We start from the raw sequence: 17,902 nt of genomic DNA, 5'->3' as shown, positions 1-17,902 counted from the left end.
TTTTTTGCAGGTATTATTGTACAAAGCGTTGATGACACTACCTAGACTTTTATGCAAAAGCCATTGATATTATTTGGCACCCTTGGGTGTCATCTCTGTGAGGATGCAGAGCGTATTTTGCAGGCCTTAAAACTGCCTTACCAATACGTAGACATTATTGAAGATGAAAAATTGCTAGAACGCTATCAAATCAGCATTCCAGTATTGTTAGAAAACTCGTCAGATCAGGAGAATATACTGGCTTGGCCTTTTAATAGCGAACAAGTCAGTCAATGGCTGTTATCGCATCGTACCAAATAAAAAAGCCAGCGATTGCTGGCTTTTTTATTGATGCGTCAGAACTTACTCTGCAGCTGGTGCTTCTGCAACTTCTGGACGGTCTACCAACTCAACAAACGCCATAGGCGCATTGTCACCGTTGCGGAAACCACATTTCAGAATACGCAGGTAACCACCATTGCGTGCATTGTAACGTGGACCTAGTTCACCGAACAGTTTACCAACGATGTCACGGTCACGCAGACGGCTGAACGCCAAACGACGGTTTGCCAGTGTAGGTGTTTTACCCAAAGTGATCAGAGGCTCAGCGTACTTACGCAGCTCTTTTGCTTTTGGCAAAGTTGTTTTGATCACTTCGTGACGCAGCAAAGAGGTCACCATGTTGCGGAACATGGCAGCACGGTGGCTGCTGGTTCTGTTCAATTTACGATTGCTATTACCGTGACGCATAGTAATTTCCTTAAGTATTTATCTTATTAGAAATTAAGCTTTTTCCAAGCCAACAGGTGGCCAGTTTTCCAGCTTCATTCCCAGTGTTAAGCCTTTGGAGGCCAACACATCTTTAATTTCATTCAGTGATTTTCTACCCAGGTTAGGCGCCTTCAGCAATTCGTTTTCAGTACGCTGAATCAGATCACCAATGTAGAAAATGTTTTCTGCTTTGAGGCAGTTGGCAGAACGTACTGTCAATTCCAGATCATCTACTGGACGCAACAAGATAGGATCTACCTGTGGAGCTGCTTTCACTTCAACGTCAGCAGAAGCACCTTCCAGGTTCGCAAATACAGACAACTGACCAATCAGGATACGTGCAGCATCACGAATCGCCTGCTCAGGCTCGATGATACCGTTGGTTTCCACATCCATAATCAGCTTGTCGAGGTCAGTACGCTGCTCAACACGGGCACTTTCAACATGATAGCTGACTTTGTTGATCGGGCTGAAAGACGCATCCACCATCATGAAGCCCAACACACGGTCTTCATCGTTGGCTTTTTGACGAGCTGGGACAGGTTGATAACCACGACCCATTTCAACTTTCACTTCCAGGTTCAACTTACCGCCTTTAGTGATGTTAGCAAGGATATGATTTGGATTCACAATCTCAGCATCATGACCCACTTCAAAATCACCCGCTGTCACAATACCTTCACCGCTTTTGCTCAAAACCAGAATGGTTTCAGTTTTGTTGTGCAGTTTTAAAGCAACACCTTTGAGGTTAAGCAAGATATCAACAACATCTTCTTGCACACCTTCGATAGTGGAGTACTCATGTACGACACCATCGATTTTTACTTCAGTAATGGCAAAACCCGGAATGGAAGAGAGCAAGACTCTTCTTAACGCATTACCCAAGGTATAGCCAAAGCCACGTTCCATTGGCTCCAAAGTCACACGTGCGCGGAGTGGCGTTATCACTTCAACGTCAACAACACGTGGCTTCAAATAATCTGTAGGGTTATTTTGCATACAATTCCTTGAAGTAATTGGGTATTAAAAAATAAACCTTAGCCTAGACTAAGCGATTACTTAGAATACAATTCAACGATCAATGATTCATTGATGGTAGCAGGCAACTCATCACGCTGAGGTTTAGCCTTAAACTTACCAGACAATGCTTTGACGTCGACTTCCAACCACTCAGGGAAACCACGCTGCTCAGCTGCTTCAACAGCTGCTTTAATACGCAATTGTGTTTTTGCTTTATCAGCCACAGAAATCACATCACCAGCCTTCACTTGATAGGAAGGAACGTTTACGCGCTTGCCGTTAACCAAAATAGCGTTATGACGGACCACTTGACGTGCTTCTGAGCGAGAACCAGCCAAACCCATGCGGTATGCAACGTTGTCCAAACGGGACTCCAGCAACTGCAACAGGCTCTCACCAGTAATGCCTTTTTGACGGTCAGCTTCCGCGTAGTAAGTACGGAATTGACCTTCCAATACGCCGTAGATACGACGTACTTTTTGTTTCTCACGCAGTTGGACACCATAGTCTGACAAACGTGAGTTACGGCGTTGACCATGCTGACCTGGTGCGAAGTTGCGCTTTTCGATCGCGCATTTGTCTGTAAAGCATTTTTCTGCTTTCAGAAACAGCTTTTCACCTTCACGACGGCATTGACGGCATTTAGGGTCTAAATTTCTAGCCAAAATAGTTCTCCAGTAATCGATTCGCTAATCTGTGACAGCGAAATGAATTAAATTCTGCGTTTTTTCGGTGGACGGCAACCGTTATGAGGTACCGGGGTCACATCCGTAATGCTAGTGATTTTGAAACCAGCAGCATTCAACGCACGCACAGCAGATTCACGACCTGGACCTGGCCCTTTAATACGCACTTCCAGATTCTTCACACCAGACTCCTGAGCGGCTTTACCAGCCACCTCAGAAGCTACCTGAGCAGCAAATGGAGTACTCTTACGTGAACCTTTAAAACCTTGACCACCGGAAGTAGCCCATGACAATGCATTGCCTTGACGATCGGTAATCGTGATAATCGTGTTGTTAAAAGAAGCGTGCACGTGGGCAATACCCTCGGCAATATTCTTTTTAACTTTTTTTCTAACGCGTACATTAGCTTTTGCCATGTTGTACTGTCCTTAATATTTACTTTTGTTCAATAAAGATTATTTAGCTTGTTTGATCGCTTTAACCGGACCTTTGCGTGTACGCGCATTGGTTTTGGTACGCTGACCGCGCACTGGCAAACCACGACGATGGCGAATACCGCGGTAGCAACCCAAGTCCATCAAACGTTTGATATTCATGGTCACTTCACGACGCAAATCACCTTCTACAGTGTATTTAGCCACTTCGTCACGCAGCTTCTCTACTTCTGCATCGCTCAAGTCTTTAACCTTTACAGTAGTTAAAACACCAGCTGCAGCACAGATCTTCTGCGCAGTATCTCGACCAATACCATAAATAGAGGTCAACGCAATTTCTGCATGTTTGTGGTTTGGGATATTTACCCCGGCAATACGAGCCATACTTAAACTCCAATAATCAATCGTTTTTCACGATCAAACTTGTGCGTAGAAAAGAAAAGCCGCATATTATATCAGCTTCACTATGCTCTCACAAGCAATTGTTTACCATTAACCTTGACGTTGTTTATGACGTGGGTCAGTACAAATAATGCGAACAACACCGCGACGTCTTACGACTTTACAGTTACGGCATAATGTTTTAACTGATGCGCGAACTCTCATCTTACTTTCCTTTAATTAATTCACTTACTTTGCGCGGAATGTAATTCGCGCACGGGTTAAATCATAAGGGGTCATCTCAACCGTGACTTTGTCACCTGGCAGAATACGGATGTAATGCATACGCATTTTGCCTGAAATGTAACCAAGTACTGTATGACCATTTTCCAGTTTCACTTTAAAAGTTGCATTCGGGAGATTTTCAACAATCTCCCCCTGCATCTCAATGCGATCCTCTTTTGCCATCTTCTACTTACCCGTCCCCTTAAAGTTTGCCTTTTTCAGCAAGCCTTCATACTGTTGCGACATCAGATGAGATTGCACCTGCGTCATAAAGTCCATCGTCACAACAACGATAATCAACAATGAAGTTCCACCAAAATAGAACGGGGTATTAAATTTCAACACTAAAAACTCTGGCAATAAACAAACCAGCGTAATGTACAGCGCACCAATCAATGTCAAACGACCCATGATGCGGTCAATATATTTTGCGGTTTGCTCACCTGGGCGAATACCTGGCACAAATGCGCCACTCTTCTTCAGGTTATCTGCAGTTTCCTTGGGATTGAACACCAATGCCGTGTAGAAAAAAGCAAAAAACAAAATCGCTGCAGCAAACAACAAGATATATAAGGGCTGACCAGGCGACAGTTTTGCACTGACGTCCTTGAGCCAATACATGTGCTCACTGCTACCAAACCAACCAGCTAAAGTAGCCGGGAATAAAATAATACTTGAAGCAAAAATCGGTGGAATCACACCAGACATATTTAGCTTCAAAGGCAAATGCGTCGATTGACCGCCGTAAATGCGGTTACCAACCTGACGCTTTGCGTAATTCACTGTGATTTTGCGTTGACCGCGCTCAACAAAAACCACCAGCGCTGTCACTAAAATCACTGCCACAAACAGGAACATCACTAATGGAATAGAGAATGCGCCTGTTTTAGCCAAATCCAAGGTGCTACCAATTGCATGCGGCAAGCCCGCTACAATCCCGGCAAAAATAATGATAGAAATACCATTACCAATGCCACGCTCGGTAATCTGCTCACCCAACCACATCAGGAACATCGTCCCGGCCACCAGTGTGGTAACTGCAGTGATGCGGAAAGCAAAGCCAGGGTCCAATACCAGACCAGCCTGACCTTCAAGTGCGATCGCAATACCCAGCGCCTGGAAAGTCGCTAACAATACCGTGCCGTAACGCGTGTACTTCGTGATCTGGCGTCTACCAGCTTCACCTTCTTTTTTCAGCTGCTCCAACTGTGGTGAAACCACCGTGAGCAACTGCATAATAATCGACGCAGAAATGTAGGGCATGATCCCCAGGGCAAATACGGTAAAACGCGACAGAGCCCCACCGGAGAACATGTTAAACATGCCCAAAATGCCATCTTTCTGCGTGTCGAACAACTGCTTCAACACTGTAGGATCAATGCCTGGCACTGGAATATGTGCACCGAGGCGGTAAACCACCAATGCACCCAACAAGAACCACAAACGGCTTTTTAATTCGCCAAGTTTGCCAACGGAACTTAAGATATTATCCTGTGCCAAGCTGATACTCTCTTTTGACTACGTTTATACTTCCAGCACTTTGCCGCCAGCTGCTTCAATGGCTGCCTTAGCACCTTTGGTCAACAACAACCCTTGCACTTGAACCTTGGCTGAAACTTCACCAGACAGATAGACTTTCACTGCCTTCACAGCAGCTGGAACCAATTTCGCTGCTTTCAATGCCAAGATATCAACCACCTCAGCATCAACCAAAGCCAACTCGCTAGTACGAATACGTGCGGTGTCTGCATGAGTCAGGGAGTTAAAACCACGTTTAGGCAAGCGACGTTGCAAAGGCATTTGACCGCCTTCAAAACCTACTTTATGGAAACCGCCAGCACGGGATTTTTGACCTTTGTGACCACGGCCACCAGTTTTACCCAAGCCAGAACCAATCCCACGACCTAAACGACGAGGTGCTTTTTTTGCGCCTGCAGCAGGCTTAATCGTGTTTAATTGCATGATTATTCAACCTTCAAAAGATAACTCACAGCGTTGATCATGCCGCGAATTTCAGGAGTGTCCTGCACTTCTACAGTGTGGTGCATACGACGCAAACCCAAGCCACGAACAGTAGCTTTGTGTGCTTCAATACGACCAATCAAACTTCTTACCAGCGTCACTTTCAAAGTAGCGCTTTCTTTTTTTGCTTTAGCCATGATTAACCTCTGATTTCTTCTACGGTCTTACCACGTTTAGCGGCGATTTCAGCCGGTGTATTCATGGATGCCAGACCATTCAAGGTCGCGCGAACCAGGTTGTAAGGATTGGTTGAACCAATACTCTTTGCAACGACGTTAGTCACACCCATTACTTCGAAGATCGCACGCATTGCGCCACCAGCAATAATACCGGTACCTTCAGAAGCAGGCTGAATCAGCACTTTAGCGGCACCGTGAACACCGGTCACTGCATGGTGCAATGTGCCATTGTTCAGGTTCACTTTAACCATACTGCGACGGGCTTCGTCCATGGCTTTTTGTACAGCCACAGGCACTTCACGTGCTTTACCTTTACCCATACCAACGGCGCCATCACCATCACCAACCACGGTCAGCGCAGCGAAGCTCATGATACGACCACCTTTAACCGTTTTACTTACACGGTTAACGGTAATCATCTTTTCGCGCAAACCGTCAGTTTGCTGCTGTTGTTCAATATCTTTAGCCATTCTTTATCTCACCCTTAGAATTTGAGACCAGATTCACGGGCAGCGTCAGCCAAAGCCTTGATACGACCGTGATACTTGTAGCCTGAACGATCAAATGCAACAGTGGTAATACCTGCTTTTGCTGCTTTTTCAGCAATACGCTTACCAATCAGGGTTGCAGCTTCGATGTTGCCGCCATTTTTCAGTTGTTGACGCACTTCAGCCTCAACGGTGGATGCACTCGCCAACACGCGATCGCCAGTTTCAGCAATAATCTGTGCGTAGATATTGGTGTTGGTGCGATGTACACTCAAACGTGTCACTTTCAACTCGGCGATTTTGGCACGGGTTTTACGTGCTCTGCGCAAGCGGTTATTTACGTTTTTCATTGAATTTACCTTTAATGTTGAATCACTGTTCAGGCGAGCTTCTAATTAGGAGCTGTAACCTACAAGTGTCTTACTTATTTTTTCTTGGTCTCTTTGATGACCACCACTTCGTCAGCATAACGAACACCTTTACCTTTATAAGGCTCTGGTGCACGGTAAGCACGAATTTGAGCAGCCACTTGACCAACCACTTGCTTGTTGGCGCCTGTCAACACTACTTCAGTAGGAGTAGGTGTCTGTACAGTCACGCCTTCAGGCATTTTATGGTTGATTGGGTGGGAATAGCCCAACTCCAGGTTCAAGGTAGAACCCTGAGCATTGGCTTTGTAACCCACACCGATCAGTGACAGCTTACGGGTAAACCCGGCAGAAACACCTTGCACCATATTGGCCAGCAATGCGCGGGTTGTACCTGACATCGCTCTTGCATGCTGTGTTTCACCATTCGTTTGAACCAACAACTGCTCACCTTCGCGAACCACTGAAATATCAGCAGACAACGCTTGAGTCAACTTACCCAAAGGGCCGCTCACCGCGACTTCTGAGGCTGAGATTACAACTTCTACTTTCGCAGGAATTGCAATCGGATTTTTAGCAACACGTGACATATTGATTCTCCTTAGGCCACGATGCACAGAACTTCGCCACCAATACCGGCAGCTTGTGCTTTACGATCGGTCATCACGCCTTTGGATGTTGAAACAATCGTCACACCCAAACCGTTCATTACTTTAGGCAGATTTTCGCTACCTTTATAAACACGCAAACCTGGCTTGGATACGCGCTCGATCTTCTCAATCACTGGACGACCTGCGTAATATTTCAGGCTAATGTTCAAAACTGGCTTACCGTCATTGTTTTGAACGTTGAAATCGTCGATATAACCTTCATCTTTCAACACATTTGCAATTGCACCCTTCAACTTGGAAGCAGGCATTGAAACGGTTGTTTTATTCGTACGTTGCGCGTTACGAATACGGGTCAACATATCGGCAATCGGATCACTCATACTCATGTTCTATTCCTCCGTTACCAGCTGGCCTTGGTGACACCTGGTACGTGACCAGCCATCATCAATTTACGCAACTCGTTACGTGCGATACCAAATTTACTAAACACACCACGTGGACGACCAGTCAAAGCACAACGATTACGTGTGCGAACAGGACTGGAATTACGTGGCAAACTTTGCAATTTCAAACGTGCAGCCATGCGATCTTCAACACTGGCAGACTGGTCATTCACAGTAGCAACCAATTCAGCTCGTTTAGCTGCAAATTTTTTAACGGTTTCGCGACGCTTTTGCTCGCGCTCTGTCATACATACTTTTGCCATGACTTAACCTCTGAAAGGGAAACTAAACGCAGCCAAAAGAGCTTTCGCTTCTTCGTCTGTTTTTGCTGTTGTGGTAATTGTGATATTCATCCCGCGCAGCGCATCGATCTTGTCGTACTCGATTTCCGGGAAAATGATCTGCTCTTTTACACCCATGTTGTAGTTACCACGGCCATCAAATGATTTGCCGGAAATACCACGGAAGTCACGGATACGTGGAATAGCCACAGTGATCAGGCGATCCAGAAACTCATACATGCGCTCACGACGCAGAGTTACTTTACAACCAACAGGATAGTCATCACGGATTTTAAATGCAGCCACAGACTTTTTAGCCTTGGTCACAATAGGTTTCTGACCGGCAATTTTCTGCATATCAGACACCGCATTTTCCATGACTTTCTTGTCAGCAACGGCTTCGCCCACACCCATGTTCAGGGTAATTTTTTCGATACGAGGCACCTGCATTGGAGAGGTATAACCAAATTGTTCTGTCAATTTGGCCACTACTGTATCGTTATAATACTGTTTTAAACGTGCCATATTTATTCCTATGCGTCGATAGACTCGCCGCTAGATTTGAATACACGAATCTTGCGACCATCTTCCAGTACCTTAAAACCAACACGATCAGCTTTTTGTGTTGCAGCGTTGTAAATCGCCACATTGGAGCCGTCAACCGGCATTTCCTTGCTGATGATGCCACCAGTGATACCACGCATGGGGTTAGGACGAGTGTGTTTTTTCACTACATTCAAACCTTCAACCACTACATGGCCGCTTGGCAAGACGCTCAAAACAGTACCTGTTTTGCCTGCATCTTTACCTGTATTCAAAATGACCTGGTCACCTTTGCGAATTTTGCTCATTTGATTGTCTCCAAGCCTTACAACACTTCAGGCGCCAGTGAAACAATCTTCATGAAGCGCTCACTACGCAATTCACGTGTCACAGGGCCAAAAATACGTGTACCAATCGGCTCCAGCTTGTTGTTCAACAACACTGCAGCATTGGCATCAAATTTAACTAACGAACCATCTGGACGGCGAACACCTTTAGCAGTGCGCACAACCACAGCGTTGTAGATTTCACCTTTCTTGACGCGACCACGCGGCGCAGCATCTTTCACGCTGACCTTGATGATGTCGCCAATGCTGGCATAACGACGCTTGGAACCACCCAAGACCTTGATACACTGAACGGAACGCGCACCAGTGTTGTCGGCCACTTCCAGCCGAGATTGCATTTGAATCATGAGAAATAATCTCCAACTTAATCCGTTATAACCACTACCAGCCGCCCGCTTTTTGAACTTGCGCCCAAAAAACACGTTAAGGCCAATAGACCACGGTCAGTATTGGGGTGCCAGCTACATGCCAACTAAGGCGGGCACCGAAAAGTCCAACATTATACAACCAAAAAAACGCTTATGACAAGCGTTTTTCCGGTTTTATATATTTGAAGCCTTATTTAGCTTCGATTTTGCTTACGATCCAAGTTTTGGTCTTGGAGTATGGGCGGGTTTCTGTGATCGTCACAACATCGCCTTCGTTACATGCATTGTTTTCATCATGTGCATGGAACTTGTTCGATTTCACAACCACTTTACCAATCAAAGGGTGTTTCACTTTACGCTCGACAAGCACAGTCACGGTTTTATCCATCTTGTTGCTTACGACGCGGCCAGTCAAACTGCGTACAACTTTCGCTTTTTCAGTCATCATGCCTGTTTCGCCTTCTCAGCCAGCACGGTCTTGACGCGAGCAACATCTTTGCGCACTTTAGCCAGCTGATCCACTTTGTTCAATTGTTGAGTCGCCAATTGCATACGCAATGAAAACTGCGCACGACGCAACTCTACCAACTCGTTATTGAGCTCATCTGCCGATTTTGCTCTGAATTCTGAAGCTTTCATTTAACTACTCCTTAACTGCCAATTTGACGGGTCATGAATGTAGTTTCAATTGGCAACTTAGCAGCAGCCAATTTGAAAGCTTCGCGAGCCAACTCTTCGCTCACGCCATCCATCTCGTACAACATTTTGCCTGGCTGAATTTGAGCGATGTAGTAATCAACACTACCTTTACCATTACCCATACGCACTTCAGCTGGTTTTTTAGAGATTGGTTGGTCAGGAAACACACGGATCCAAACGCGACCACCACGTTTAATGTGACGAGTCATCACACGACGGGCAGCTTCAATCTGGCGTGCGGTCAAACGACCACGACCAATCGCTTTTAAACCAAATTCACCAAAGCTTACCTTGTTACCAGTAGTCGCAATGCCTTTATTACGACCCTTTTGCATCTTGCGGTATTTCTGTCTAGCTGGTTGCAGCATCTTTAGCCCTCGGCTTTCTTACTTTTTTCTCTGGCTCAGCATCGGCAACCGCAGCATTAGCAGCAGCGTTGTCACCGAAAATCTCGCCTTTGAATACCCAAACTTTAATCCCGATAATACCGTAGGTGGTAGAAGCTTCTGCCACACCATAGTCGATATCAGCACGCAGTGTATGGAGAGGCACACGACCTTCGCGATACCACTCTGTACGTGCAATTTCGATACCGTTCAAACGACCGGAACTCATAATCTTGATGCCTTGTGCACCCAAACGCATTGCATTTTGCATGGCGCGTTTCATGGCACGACGGAACATCACACGCTTTTCCAATTGCTGAGCAATCGACTGTGCGATCAATGTAGCATCTAACTCTGGCTTACGCACTTCTTCAATGTTCAGGTGAACAGGCACGCCCATCAACCCTTGCAGAGTAGAACGTAAAGACTCGATGTCTTCACCTTTTTTACCAATCACAACACCTGGACGGGCACTGTGAATTGTAATTTTTGCGTTTTTAGCCGGACGCTCGATAATAATTTTGCTTACAGCAGCGCTTGCCAGTTTCTTGTTCAAGAACTCACGCACTTTGATGTCGCCTTGCAACATCGCAGGGAAGTTCTGGCTGTTAGAGTACCAACGTGAGGCCCAGTTTTTCTGAACGCTCAAACGGAACCCAATTGGATGAATTTTCTGTCCCATATTATTCCTTTGAGTCACCGACTGTCACATGAATATGACAGGTTGGCTTCGTAATACGACCAGCGCGACCTTTTGCACGTGCACGGATACGCTTCATCACCAAGCCTTTATCGACATAAATTGAAGTCACCTTCAACGTATCGATATCAGCACCATTGTTATGTTCAGCGTTAGCAATGGCTGACTCAACCACTTTTTTGATGATCTCAGCACCACGCTTGGGCGTGAATGCCAGGATATTCAGTGCTTGATCAACTTTTTTGCCACGCACAAGGTCAGCCACCAAACGCGCTTTTTGCGGAGAAAGGTGTACGCCTTTTAAAACTGCAGTCACTTGCATTATCAGCCCCTTACTTCTTCGCTTTTTTATCAGCCGCGTGACCCTTGAATGTGCGTGTCAACGCAAATTCACCGAGCTTGTGACCAACCATGTTTTCAGAAATCAACACAGGCACATGCTGTCTGCCGTTGTGCACTGCGATGGTTAAACCAATGAAATTTGGCAAAACTGTCGAGCGACGTGACCAAGTTTTGATTGGCTTGCGATCGCGACCCGCAACAGCGGTTTCGACTTTCTTCGCCAAATGTGCATCCACAAATGGACCTTTTTTAATAGAACGTGCCATAGCGATTACCTTACATTTCTCGGACGACGACTTACGCGCATGTTATCGGTACGCTTATTCTTACGAGTACGATAACCCTTAGTTTTCTGACCCCATGGTGACACAGGGTTCATACCGGCAGCAGTACGGCCTTCACCACCACCGTGCGGGTGATCAACCGGGTTCATCACCACACCACGTACGGTTGGACGGATACCACGCCAGCGCATCGCACCAGCTTTACCGATAGAACGCAATGAATGCTCTTCGTTACCCACTTCACCCAGGGTTGCCTTGCAATCCACGTGCACACGGCGAACTTCACCAGAGCGCAAACGCAACTGAGCATAAGAACCTTCACGCGCCAACAGCTGCACAGAAGTACCGGCTGAACGGGCGATTTGGGCACCTTTACCTGGCTGAATCTCGATGCAGTGAATGGTGCTACCAACTGGAATATTGCGCAGTGGCAAAGCATTACCAGCACGGATAGGCGCTTCAGAGCCGCTCAACAGTTGCGCACCGGCAGCGATGCCACGTGGCGCAATGATGTAACGACGCTCACCATCCGCGTAGCACAACAAAGCAATGTTTGCTGTACGGTTTGGATCGTATTCGATACGTTCAACAGTTGCAGGAATACCATCTTTGTTACGGCGGAAGTCGACAATACGGTAATGCTGCTTATGACCACCACCTTGATGACGAGTGGTAATACGGCCATTATTGTTACGACCTGCGTTCTTGCTTTGACTTTCCAACAGCGGCGCGTAAGGCTTGCCTTTATGCAAATCTGGTGTAATGACTTTCAATACACCGCGACGACCGGGGGAAGTTGGTTTGACTTTAACTAATGCCATGTCTTCTCTCCTTATTCGCCAGCTGCGAAGTTAATTTCTTGACCTGGCTTCAAGCTCACATAAGCTTTTTTCCAGTCACTACGTTTACCCATGCGACGACCAGCGCGCTTCACTTTACCTGCGACATTAATCACAGACACAGAAGCGACTTCGACCTTGAACACCAATTCAACAGCAGCCTTAATTTCTGGCTTGGTCGCATCAGTACGCACTTTAAAAGCAATTTGCTGATGCTTGTCAGCAATGAATGTTGCTTTTTCAGTAATTTGTGGAGCCAAAATCACTTGCAACAAACGATCTTGTGTTTTTGTAGCTGCGGTAATCATGCCAAGATCTCCTCAAGTTTCTTCACAGCACCGGCTGTGACCAAAACGTTAGGGAAACGCACCAGACTTACTGGGTCAGCATATTGCGCTTCAACCACCAATACGTTTGGCAGGTTACGGGAAGACAAGTACAAATTCTCATCAAAACCATCAGTCAACAGCAAAACACCGCCATCGATGCCCAGAGCATTGATTTTCTGTACGAATTGTTTAGTTTTTGGCGTATCAACAGTGAAACTGTCTACCACCTTCAAACGGTCCTGACGCACCAGTTCAGACAAAATCGTCTGCATACCAGCACGGTAAGCCTTACGGTTCACCTTGTGGCTATAGTTTTCGTTAGGGCTGTTTGGGAATGCACGACCGCCTCCACGCCAAATCGGGCTGGATGCCATACCGGCACGGGCGTTACCAGTACCTTTTTGTGCATATGGCTTGTGTGTCGTGTGAGCAACAGTAGCACGTGTTTTTTGAGCACGGGTTGCAGTACGGGCGTTTGCCATGTAGGCAACAACCACTTCATGCACCAATGACTCATTAAATTCACGACCGAACGTCACATCAGAGGCATCTACGCCTTTTTTAGCAACCTTGCCGTTTTGATCGATAAGTTTCAATTCCATTATTTAGCCCCTTTCGCTTTGATGGCTGGACGTACAACGACATTGCCACCTTTGGAGCCAGGCACGGAACCTTTAATCAACAACAGGTTACGCTCCACATCTACACGGACGATTTCCAGGTTTTGGGTTGTGACTTTAGCATCACCCAAATGACCAGGCATGCGCTTACCAGGGAATACTCGACCTGGATCCTGCGCCATACCGATAGAACCCGGTACATTGTGCGAACGTGAGTTACCGTGAGATGCACGGTTAGAGGAGAAGTTGTGACGCTTGATCGCACCGGCAAAACCTTTACCGATGGAAGTACCCGTCACATCAACCAACTGACCAACGGAGAAAATGTCTACAGTGACATTGCCACCCACTTGGAAGTTAGCCAATACATCTTCAGCCACATTGAATTCTTTAATACCAGCACCGGCAGCAACGCCAGCCTTGGCATAATGACCAGTCAACGCTTTGTTGATACGGCTAGCACGACGCTCACCATAAGCAACCTGAAGGCCAGTATAACCATCAGTTGCGACTGTCTTTACTTGTGTCACGCGGTTAGGAATCACTTCCAGCACTGTTACAGGAACGCTTGCGCCTTCTTCTGTAAAAATGCGGGTCATGCCCACCTTGCGACCAATAAGCCCTAAGCTCATGATCAGTTCCTTATAATAGTTAAAGTGAACGATTACAATTGACCGTCCACCGAAGAGCGCGGATTATACCGAACTATTCTTGATTTGACAATAACCTTTTTCTTTCGAAAAGGTTATTTCTAATGACAACTTTAAAAATTAAAGCTTGATTTCTACATCTACGCCAGCTGGCAAATCCAATTTCATCAATGCATCTACAGTCTTGTCTGTAGGATCAACGATATCCATCAAACGCTGATGGGTACGGATTTCAAACTGGTCACGGGAGGTTTTGTTCACGTGTGGTGAACGCAGAATGTCAAAGCGTTCGATACGTGTTGGCAATGGCACTGGACCTTTTACAACTGCACCAGTACGTTTCGCAGTATCCACAATTTCCAAAGCAGATTGGTCGATCAAACGATAGTCAAATGCTTTCAGACGGATACGAATTTTTTGAGCTGCCATGTTTTTTCCTTAAAAAGAGCAAAAAGCGGCAGGATACGCCTGCCGCTCATAAAAAGAATTACTCGATGATTTTGGCAACGACGCCAGCACCAACGGTACGACCACCTTCACGAATCGCGAAGCGCAGACCATCTTCCATCGCGATAGGTGCGATCAATGTCACAGTGATAGATACGTTATCACCTGGCATCACCATTTCGGTACCTGCTGGCAATTCAACTGCACCAGTCACGTCAGTGGTACGGAAGTAGAACTGTGGGCGGTAGCCGTTGAAGAATGGTGTATGACGACCACCTTCATCTTTACCCAACACGTAGATCTCAGCTGTGAACTTGGTGTGTGGTTTGATAGAACCGGATTTAGCCAGCACTTGACCACGCTCAACTTCTTCACGCTTGGTACCGCGCAGCAGTACGCCTACGTTGTCACCCGCTTGACCTTGGTCCAGCAGTTTACGGAACATTTCAACACCAGTACAGGTGGTTTTCAAGGTTGGCTTCAGACCAACGATTTCGATTTCGTCACCGACTTTAACGATACCACGCTCAACACGGCCTGTTACTACAGTACCACGACCAGAGATAGAGAATACGTCTTCTACTGGCATCAGGAAGGTACCGTCAATGGCACGCTCTGGGGTTGGGATGTAGCTGTCCAATGCGTCAGCCAATGCGAAGATCGCTGGTTCGCCGATTTCTGATTGGTCGCCTTCAAGGGCCAATTTAGCAGAACCTTTGATGATTGGGGTGTCATCACCTGGGAAGTCATACTTGCTCAGCAAGTCACGCACTTCCATTTCAACCAGTTCCAACAACTCAGCGTCGTCAACCATGTCAGCTTTGTTCAGGAACACAACGATGTATGGTACGCCAACCTGACGGGCCAACAGGATGTGCTCACGTGTTTGTGGCATAGGGCCGTCAGCAGCGGAACATACTAGGATCGCGCCGTCCATCTGGGCAGCACCGGTAATCATGTTTTTAACGTAGTCGGCGTGGCCTGGGCAGTCAACGTGTGCGTAGTGACGGCTTGCAGTCTCGTACTCAACGTGTGCTGTGTTGATGGTAATACCACGTGCTTTTTCTTCTGGTGCCGCGTCAATTTGGTCGTAAGCTTTTGCTTCGCCACCAAATTTCTTGGTCAACACTGTGGTGATCGCCGCTGTCAATGTTGTCTTACCGTGGTCAACGTGACCAATCGTACCAACGTTCACGTGTGGCTTGGTACGTTCAAATTTGCCTTTTGCCATGATGTTTTTCCTTTAATTCAATACTTTAAAAATCAATTATTTTTTGTTGATGATTGCATCAGCAACGTTTTTCGGCGCATCTGCGTAGTGTTTGAATTCCATGCTGTAGGTTGCACGACCTTGTGACAAGGAACGCACGACAGTGGAGTAACCAAACATCTCTGACAGCGGCACTTCAGCTTTAATCGCTTTACCGCCACCAGGCATATCATCCATGCCCTGAATGATGCCACGACGAGATGACAAGTCACCCATCACATCACCCATGTACTCTTCAGGCGTTTCAACTTCAACCGCCATCATTGGCTCCAGCAAGACTGGATCTGCTTTACGCATACCATCTTTGAAACCGATAGAAGCAGCCATCTTGAACGCGTTTTCGTTCGAGTCAACGTCATGGTAGGAACCATCAAACAGGGTCACTTTTACGTCGACCACTGGGAAGCCTGCCAGAACACCTGCTGGAATCGTTTCACGCAACCCTTTATCTACTGCAGGGATAAATTCACGTGGCACAGTACCGCCTTTAATGGCATCCACGAACTCGTAACCTTTACCAGCCTCATTTGGCTCCATTTTGAGCCATACGTGACCGTACTGACCTTTACCACCGGACTGTTTAACGAATTTACCTTCAACCTCAACCGCTTTACGGATCGCTTCACGGTAAGCCACTTGTGGCGCACCTACGTTGGCTTCAACGTTGAATTCACGCTTCATACGGTCAACCAGAATCTCCAGGTGCAATTCACCCATACCGGAAATAATGGTTTGGCCAGACTCTTCGTCGGAACGCACGCGGAAAGAAGGGTCTTCTTGTGCCAAACGACCCAATGCCAAGCCCATTTTTTCCTGATCGCTCTTGGTTTTTGGCTCAACAGCCACGTGAATCACTGGCTCAGGGAATACCATGCGTTCAAGGATGATAGGCTTGTCTGGAGAGCACAGAGATTCACCTGTGGTCACTTCTTTCAAACCGATACAGGCTGCAATGTCGCCTGCCAACACTTCATCCACTTCTTCACGGTTATTCGCATGCATCTGAACGATACGACCGATACGCTCTTTTTTACCCTTCACAGAGTTGAGTACGGTATCACCCTTGTTCAACACACCAGAGTAAACACGGATAAAAGTCAACTGACCGACAAACGGGTCTGTCATCAATTTAAATGCCAGCGCAGAGAACCCCTCTTTGTCATCTGCTTTACGGCTGGCTGGTTTGCCATCATCATCTTCACCGGTCACATCAGGAATATCTACTGGAGATGGCAGGAACTGAATCACCGCATCCAGCATACGTTGCACGCCTTTGTTTTTAAAGGCAGAACCGCACAGCATCGGCTGAATTTCACCCGCAATGGTACGCGTACGCAGACCAAACACGATGTCCTTCTCTTCCAGATCACCGTTTTCCAGGTATTTGTTCATCAGATCTTCGCTGGCTTCAGCCGCAGATTCAACCATCTGCTCGCGCCATTTTTTAGCAGTCTCAACCAGATCAGCCGGAATCTCACCGTAAGTAAATTTCATGCCTTGAGAAGCCTCATCCCAGATGATGGCTTTCATTTTCATGAGATCAACGACGCCAGTGAAAGTATCTTCACGGCCAATTGGGATCACCACAGGCACTGGGCTTGCGCGCAGACGCGTTTTCATCTGCTCAACCACTTTGAAGAAGTCGGCACCAGAACGGTCCATTTTGTTCACAAAGGCCAAGCGAGGCACTTTGTATTTGTTGGCCTGACGCCAAACAGTTTCAGATTGTGGTTGCACACCACCTACCGCACAGTACACCATGCAGGCGCCATCCAGCACACGCATGGAACGCTCAACTTCAATCGTGAAGTCTACGTGCCCAGGGGTATCAATAATGTTGAATCGATGCTCAGGCAAAGACAGGTCCATGCCTTTCCAGAAACAGGTGGTCGCAGCGGAAGTAATGGTAATCCCACGCTCCTGCTCTTGTTCCATCCAGTCCATGGTCGCTGCACCATCGTGCACCTCACCAATTTTATGGTTCACACCAGTGTAGAACAGAATACGTTCTGTCGTGGTTGTTTTACCTGCGTCAATGTGCGCAGAAATACCAATATTACGGTAGCGTTCAATAGGGGTTTTACGTGCCACGATGCTTTACCTTTGCTATCAATTCAACTAATTATTAAA

The 17,902-nt window shown here is 46.8% G+C and carries 32 protein-coding genes; 1 reads left to right on the top strand and 31 read right to left on the bottom strand.

Features of this window, described 5'->3' with window-relative positions; translation table 11 throughout:
* Positions 1-51: 51 nt before the first annotated feature.
* Positions 52-300 (top strand): glutaredoxin family protein, encoded by a 249-nt coding sequence (locus Q9292_RS05125; protein ID WP_194748716.1) that lies wholly within the window; start codon positions 52-54, stop codon positions 298-300.
* Positions 301-342: 42 nt separating this feature from the next.
* On the opposite strand, the gene rplQ is transcribed toward Q9292_RS05125, so the two are convergent.
* The 31 genes from rplQ to fusA form a co-directional block, all read right to left on the bottom strand.
* The gene (gene rplQ, locus Q9292_RS05120) at positions 343-729 is read right to left on the bottom strand and encodes a 50S ribosomal protein L17 (RefSeq protein ID WP_194748717.1); all 387 of its coding nucleotides are present in this window, start codon (positions 727-729) and stop codon (positions 343-345) included.
* Positions 730-762: 33 nt separating this feature from the next.
* Positions 763-1,749, bottom strand: a complete 987-nt coding sequence (locus Q9292_RS05115; protein WP_194748718.1) for a DNA-directed RNA polymerase subunit alpha — start codon at positions 1,747-1,749, stop codon at positions 763-765.
* Between the two features lie 56 nt (positions 1,750-1,805).
* Positions 1,806-2,435 carry a 30S ribosomal protein S4 gene (rpsD, locus tag Q9292_RS05110; protein ID WP_194748719.1) on the bottom strand — a complete coding sequence of 210 codons (630 nt, stop codon included), beginning with the start codon at positions 2,433-2,435 and terminating at the stop codon, positions 1,806-1,808.
* Positions 2,436-2,482: 47 nt separating this feature from the next.
* On the bottom strand, positions 2,483-2,872 hold the full coding sequence (gene rpsK, locus Q9292_RS05105) for a 30S ribosomal protein S11 (RefSeq protein WP_018986256.1): 390 nt from the start codon (positions 2,870-2,872) through the stop codon (positions 2,483-2,485).
* Positions 2,873-2,911: 39 nt separating this feature from the next.
* Entirely contained in the window at positions 2,912-3,274 is a 363-nt protein-coding gene (gene rpsM / locus Q9292_RS05100; RefSeq protein WP_194748720.1) for a 30S ribosomal protein S13, read from the bottom strand.
* A 108-nt stretch (positions 3,275-3,382) separates the two neighbouring features.
* Complete coding sequence (gene rpmJ, locus Q9292_RS05095; RefSeq protein WP_081620790.1) at positions 3,383-3,496, bottom strand: 50S ribosomal protein L36; 114 nt, start codon at positions 3,494-3,496, stop codon at positions 3,383-3,385.
* A 24-nt stretch (positions 3,497-3,520) separates the two neighbouring features.
* A complete protein-coding gene (infA, locus tag Q9292_RS05090; RefSeq protein WP_194748721.1) occupies positions 3,521-3,739 on the bottom strand; it encodes a translation initiation factor IF-1 in 219 nt (72 codons plus the stop codon).
* Between the two features lie 3 nt (positions 3,740-3,742).
* Positions 3,743-5,056 carry a preprotein translocase subunit SecY gene (gene secY, locus Q9292_RS05085; protein WP_018986259.1) on the bottom strand — a complete coding sequence of 438 codons (1,314 nt, stop codon included), beginning with the start codon at positions 5,054-5,056 and terminating at the stop codon, positions 3,743-3,745.
* Between the two features lie 24 nt (positions 5,057-5,080).
* The gene (gene rplO, locus Q9292_RS05080) at positions 5,081-5,518 is read right to left on the bottom strand and encodes a 50S ribosomal protein L15 (RefSeq protein ID WP_275356358.1); all 438 of its coding nucleotides are present in this window, start codon (positions 5,516-5,518) and stop codon (positions 5,081-5,083) included.
* A 2-nt stretch (positions 5,519-5,520) separates the two neighbouring features.
* Positions 5,521-5,715 carry a 50S ribosomal protein L30 gene (rpmD, locus tag Q9292_RS05075; protein WP_019881237.1) on the bottom strand — a complete coding sequence of 65 codons (195 nt, stop codon included), beginning with the start codon at positions 5,713-5,715 and terminating at the stop codon, positions 5,521-5,523.
* Between the two features lie 2 nt (positions 5,716-5,717).
* Positions 5,718-6,227 (bottom strand): 30S ribosomal protein S5, encoded by a 510-nt coding sequence (gene rpsE, locus Q9292_RS05070; RefSeq protein WP_018986262.1) that lies wholly within the window; start codon positions 6,225-6,227, stop codon positions 5,718-5,720.
* Between the two features lie 14 nt (positions 6,228-6,241).
* A complete protein-coding gene (rplR, locus tag Q9292_RS05065) occupies positions 6,242-6,595 on the bottom strand; it encodes a 50S ribosomal protein L18 (RefSeq protein WP_194748723.1) in 354 nt (117 codons plus the stop codon).
* A gap of 74 nt (positions 6,596-6,669) precedes the next feature.
* Positions 6,670-7,203 (bottom strand): 50S ribosomal protein L6, encoded by a 534-nt coding sequence (rplF, locus tag Q9292_RS05060; RefSeq protein WP_194748724.1) that lies wholly within the window; start codon positions 7,201-7,203, stop codon positions 6,670-6,672.
* Between the two features lie 11 nt (positions 7,204-7,214).
* On the bottom strand, positions 7,215-7,610 hold the full coding sequence (gene rpsH / locus Q9292_RS05055) for a 30S ribosomal protein S8 (RefSeq protein WP_194748725.1): 396 nt from the start codon (positions 7,608-7,610) through the stop codon (positions 7,215-7,217).
* Between the two features lie 14 nt (positions 7,611-7,624).
* Positions 7,625-7,930, bottom strand: coding sequence for a 30S ribosomal protein S14 (gene rpsN, locus Q9292_RS05050; RefSeq protein WP_194748726.1), 306 nt, complete (start codon positions 7,928-7,930; stop codon positions 7,625-7,627).
* Between the two features lie 3 nt (positions 7,931-7,933).
* Entirely contained in the window at positions 7,934-8,473 is a 540-nt protein-coding gene (rplE, locus tag Q9292_RS05045) for a 50S ribosomal protein L5 (protein ID WP_194748727.1), read from the bottom strand.
* A gap of 8 nt (positions 8,474-8,481) precedes the next feature.
* Positions 8,482-8,799, bottom strand: a complete 318-nt coding sequence (gene rplX / locus Q9292_RS05040; protein ID WP_194748728.1) for a 50S ribosomal protein L24 — start codon at positions 8,797-8,799, stop codon at positions 8,482-8,484.
* A gap of 17 nt (positions 8,800-8,816) precedes the next feature.
* The gene (rplN, locus tag Q9292_RS05035; protein ID WP_018986269.1) at positions 8,817-9,185 is read right to left on the bottom strand and encodes a 50S ribosomal protein L14; all 369 of its coding nucleotides are present in this window, start codon (positions 9,183-9,185) and stop codon (positions 8,817-8,819) included.
* Between the two features lie 211 nt (positions 9,186-9,396).
* Positions 9,397-9,654, bottom strand: coding sequence for a 30S ribosomal protein S17 (rpsQ, locus tag Q9292_RS05030; RefSeq protein WP_275356359.1), 258 nt, complete (start codon positions 9,652-9,654; stop codon positions 9,397-9,399).
* On the bottom strand, positions 9,651-9,845 hold the full coding sequence (gene rpmC / locus Q9292_RS05025) for a 50S ribosomal protein L29 (protein WP_194748729.1): 195 nt from the start codon (positions 9,843-9,845) through the stop codon (positions 9,651-9,653). The genes rpsQ and rpmC overlap by 4 nt, the downstream gene beginning before the upstream one ends.
* Before the next feature lie 11 nt (positions 9,846-9,856).
* Positions 9,857-10,273 (bottom strand): 50S ribosomal protein L16, encoded by a 417-nt coding sequence (gene rplP, locus Q9292_RS05020; protein ID WP_055827127.1) that lies wholly within the window; start codon positions 10,271-10,273, stop codon positions 9,857-9,859.
* Entirely contained in the window at positions 10,257-10,973 is a 717-nt protein-coding gene (rpsC, locus tag Q9292_RS05015; RefSeq protein ID WP_194748730.1) for a 30S ribosomal protein S3, read from the bottom strand. Before rpsC ends, rplP begins: the two co-directional genes overlap by 17 nt.
* Before the next feature lies 1 nt (position 10,974).
* On the bottom strand, positions 10,975-11,313 hold the full coding sequence (gene rplV, locus Q9292_RS05010; protein WP_194748731.1) for a 50S ribosomal protein L22: 339 nt from the start codon (positions 11,311-11,313) through the stop codon (positions 10,975-10,977).
* Positions 11,314-11,323: 10 nt separating this feature from the next.
* On the bottom strand, positions 11,324-11,599 hold the full coding sequence (gene rpsS, locus Q9292_RS05005; protein ID WP_018986275.1) for a 30S ribosomal protein S19: 276 nt from the start codon (positions 11,597-11,599) through the stop codon (positions 11,324-11,326).
* Positions 11,600-11,604: 5 nt separating this feature from the next.
* Positions 11,605-12,438, bottom strand: coding sequence for a 50S ribosomal protein L2 (gene rplB, locus Q9292_RS05000; protein WP_194748732.1), 834 nt, complete (start codon positions 12,436-12,438; stop codon positions 11,605-11,607).
* 11 nt (positions 12,439-12,449) lie between these two features.
* Complete coding sequence (gene rplW, locus Q9292_RS04995) at positions 12,450-12,764, bottom strand: 50S ribosomal protein L23 (protein WP_018986277.1); 315 nt, start codon at positions 12,762-12,764, stop codon at positions 12,450-12,452.
* The gene (gene rplD, locus Q9292_RS04990; protein WP_194748733.1) at positions 12,761-13,387 is read right to left on the bottom strand and encodes a 50S ribosomal protein L4; all 627 of its coding nucleotides are present in this window, start codon (positions 13,385-13,387) and stop codon (positions 12,761-12,763) included. The genes rplW and rplD overlap by 4 nt, the downstream gene beginning before the upstream one ends.
* Positions 13,387-14,037 carry a 50S ribosomal protein L3 gene (gene rplC / locus Q9292_RS04985; protein ID WP_049637763.1) on the bottom strand — a complete coding sequence of 217 codons (651 nt, stop codon included), beginning with the start codon at positions 14,035-14,037 and terminating at the stop codon, positions 13,387-13,389. Before rplC ends, rplD begins: the two co-directional genes overlap by 1 nt.
* Before the next feature lie 138 nt (positions 14,038-14,175).
* Positions 14,176-14,484, bottom strand: a complete 309-nt coding sequence (gene rpsJ / locus Q9292_RS04980) for a 30S ribosomal protein S10 (RefSeq protein ID WP_018986280.1) — start codon at positions 14,482-14,484, stop codon at positions 14,176-14,178.
* A 58-nt stretch (positions 14,485-14,542) separates the two neighbouring features.
* The gene (tuf, locus tag Q9292_RS04975; RefSeq protein ID WP_194748734.1) at positions 14,543-15,733 is read right to left on the bottom strand and encodes an elongation factor Tu; all 1,191 of its coding nucleotides are present in this window, start codon (positions 15,731-15,733) and stop codon (positions 14,543-14,545) included.
* 36 nt (positions 15,734-15,769) lie between these two features.
* Complete coding sequence (gene fusA / locus Q9292_RS04970; RefSeq protein ID WP_194748735.1) at positions 15,770-17,863, bottom strand: elongation factor G; 2,094 nt, start codon at positions 17,861-17,863, stop codon at positions 15,770-15,772.
* Between the last annotated feature and the right edge of the window lie 39 nt (positions 17,864-17,902).

The organism is Methylophilus sp. VKM B-3414, from assembly GCF_032248435.1.
Taxonomy (GTDB): domain Bacteria; phylum Pseudomonadota; class Gammaproteobacteria; order Burkholderiales; family Methylophilaceae; genus Methylophilus; species Methylophilus glucosoxydans.
Note: the sequence above shows the minus strand (reverse complement) of the source record. Positions and strands in the feature narration are given on the sequence as shown.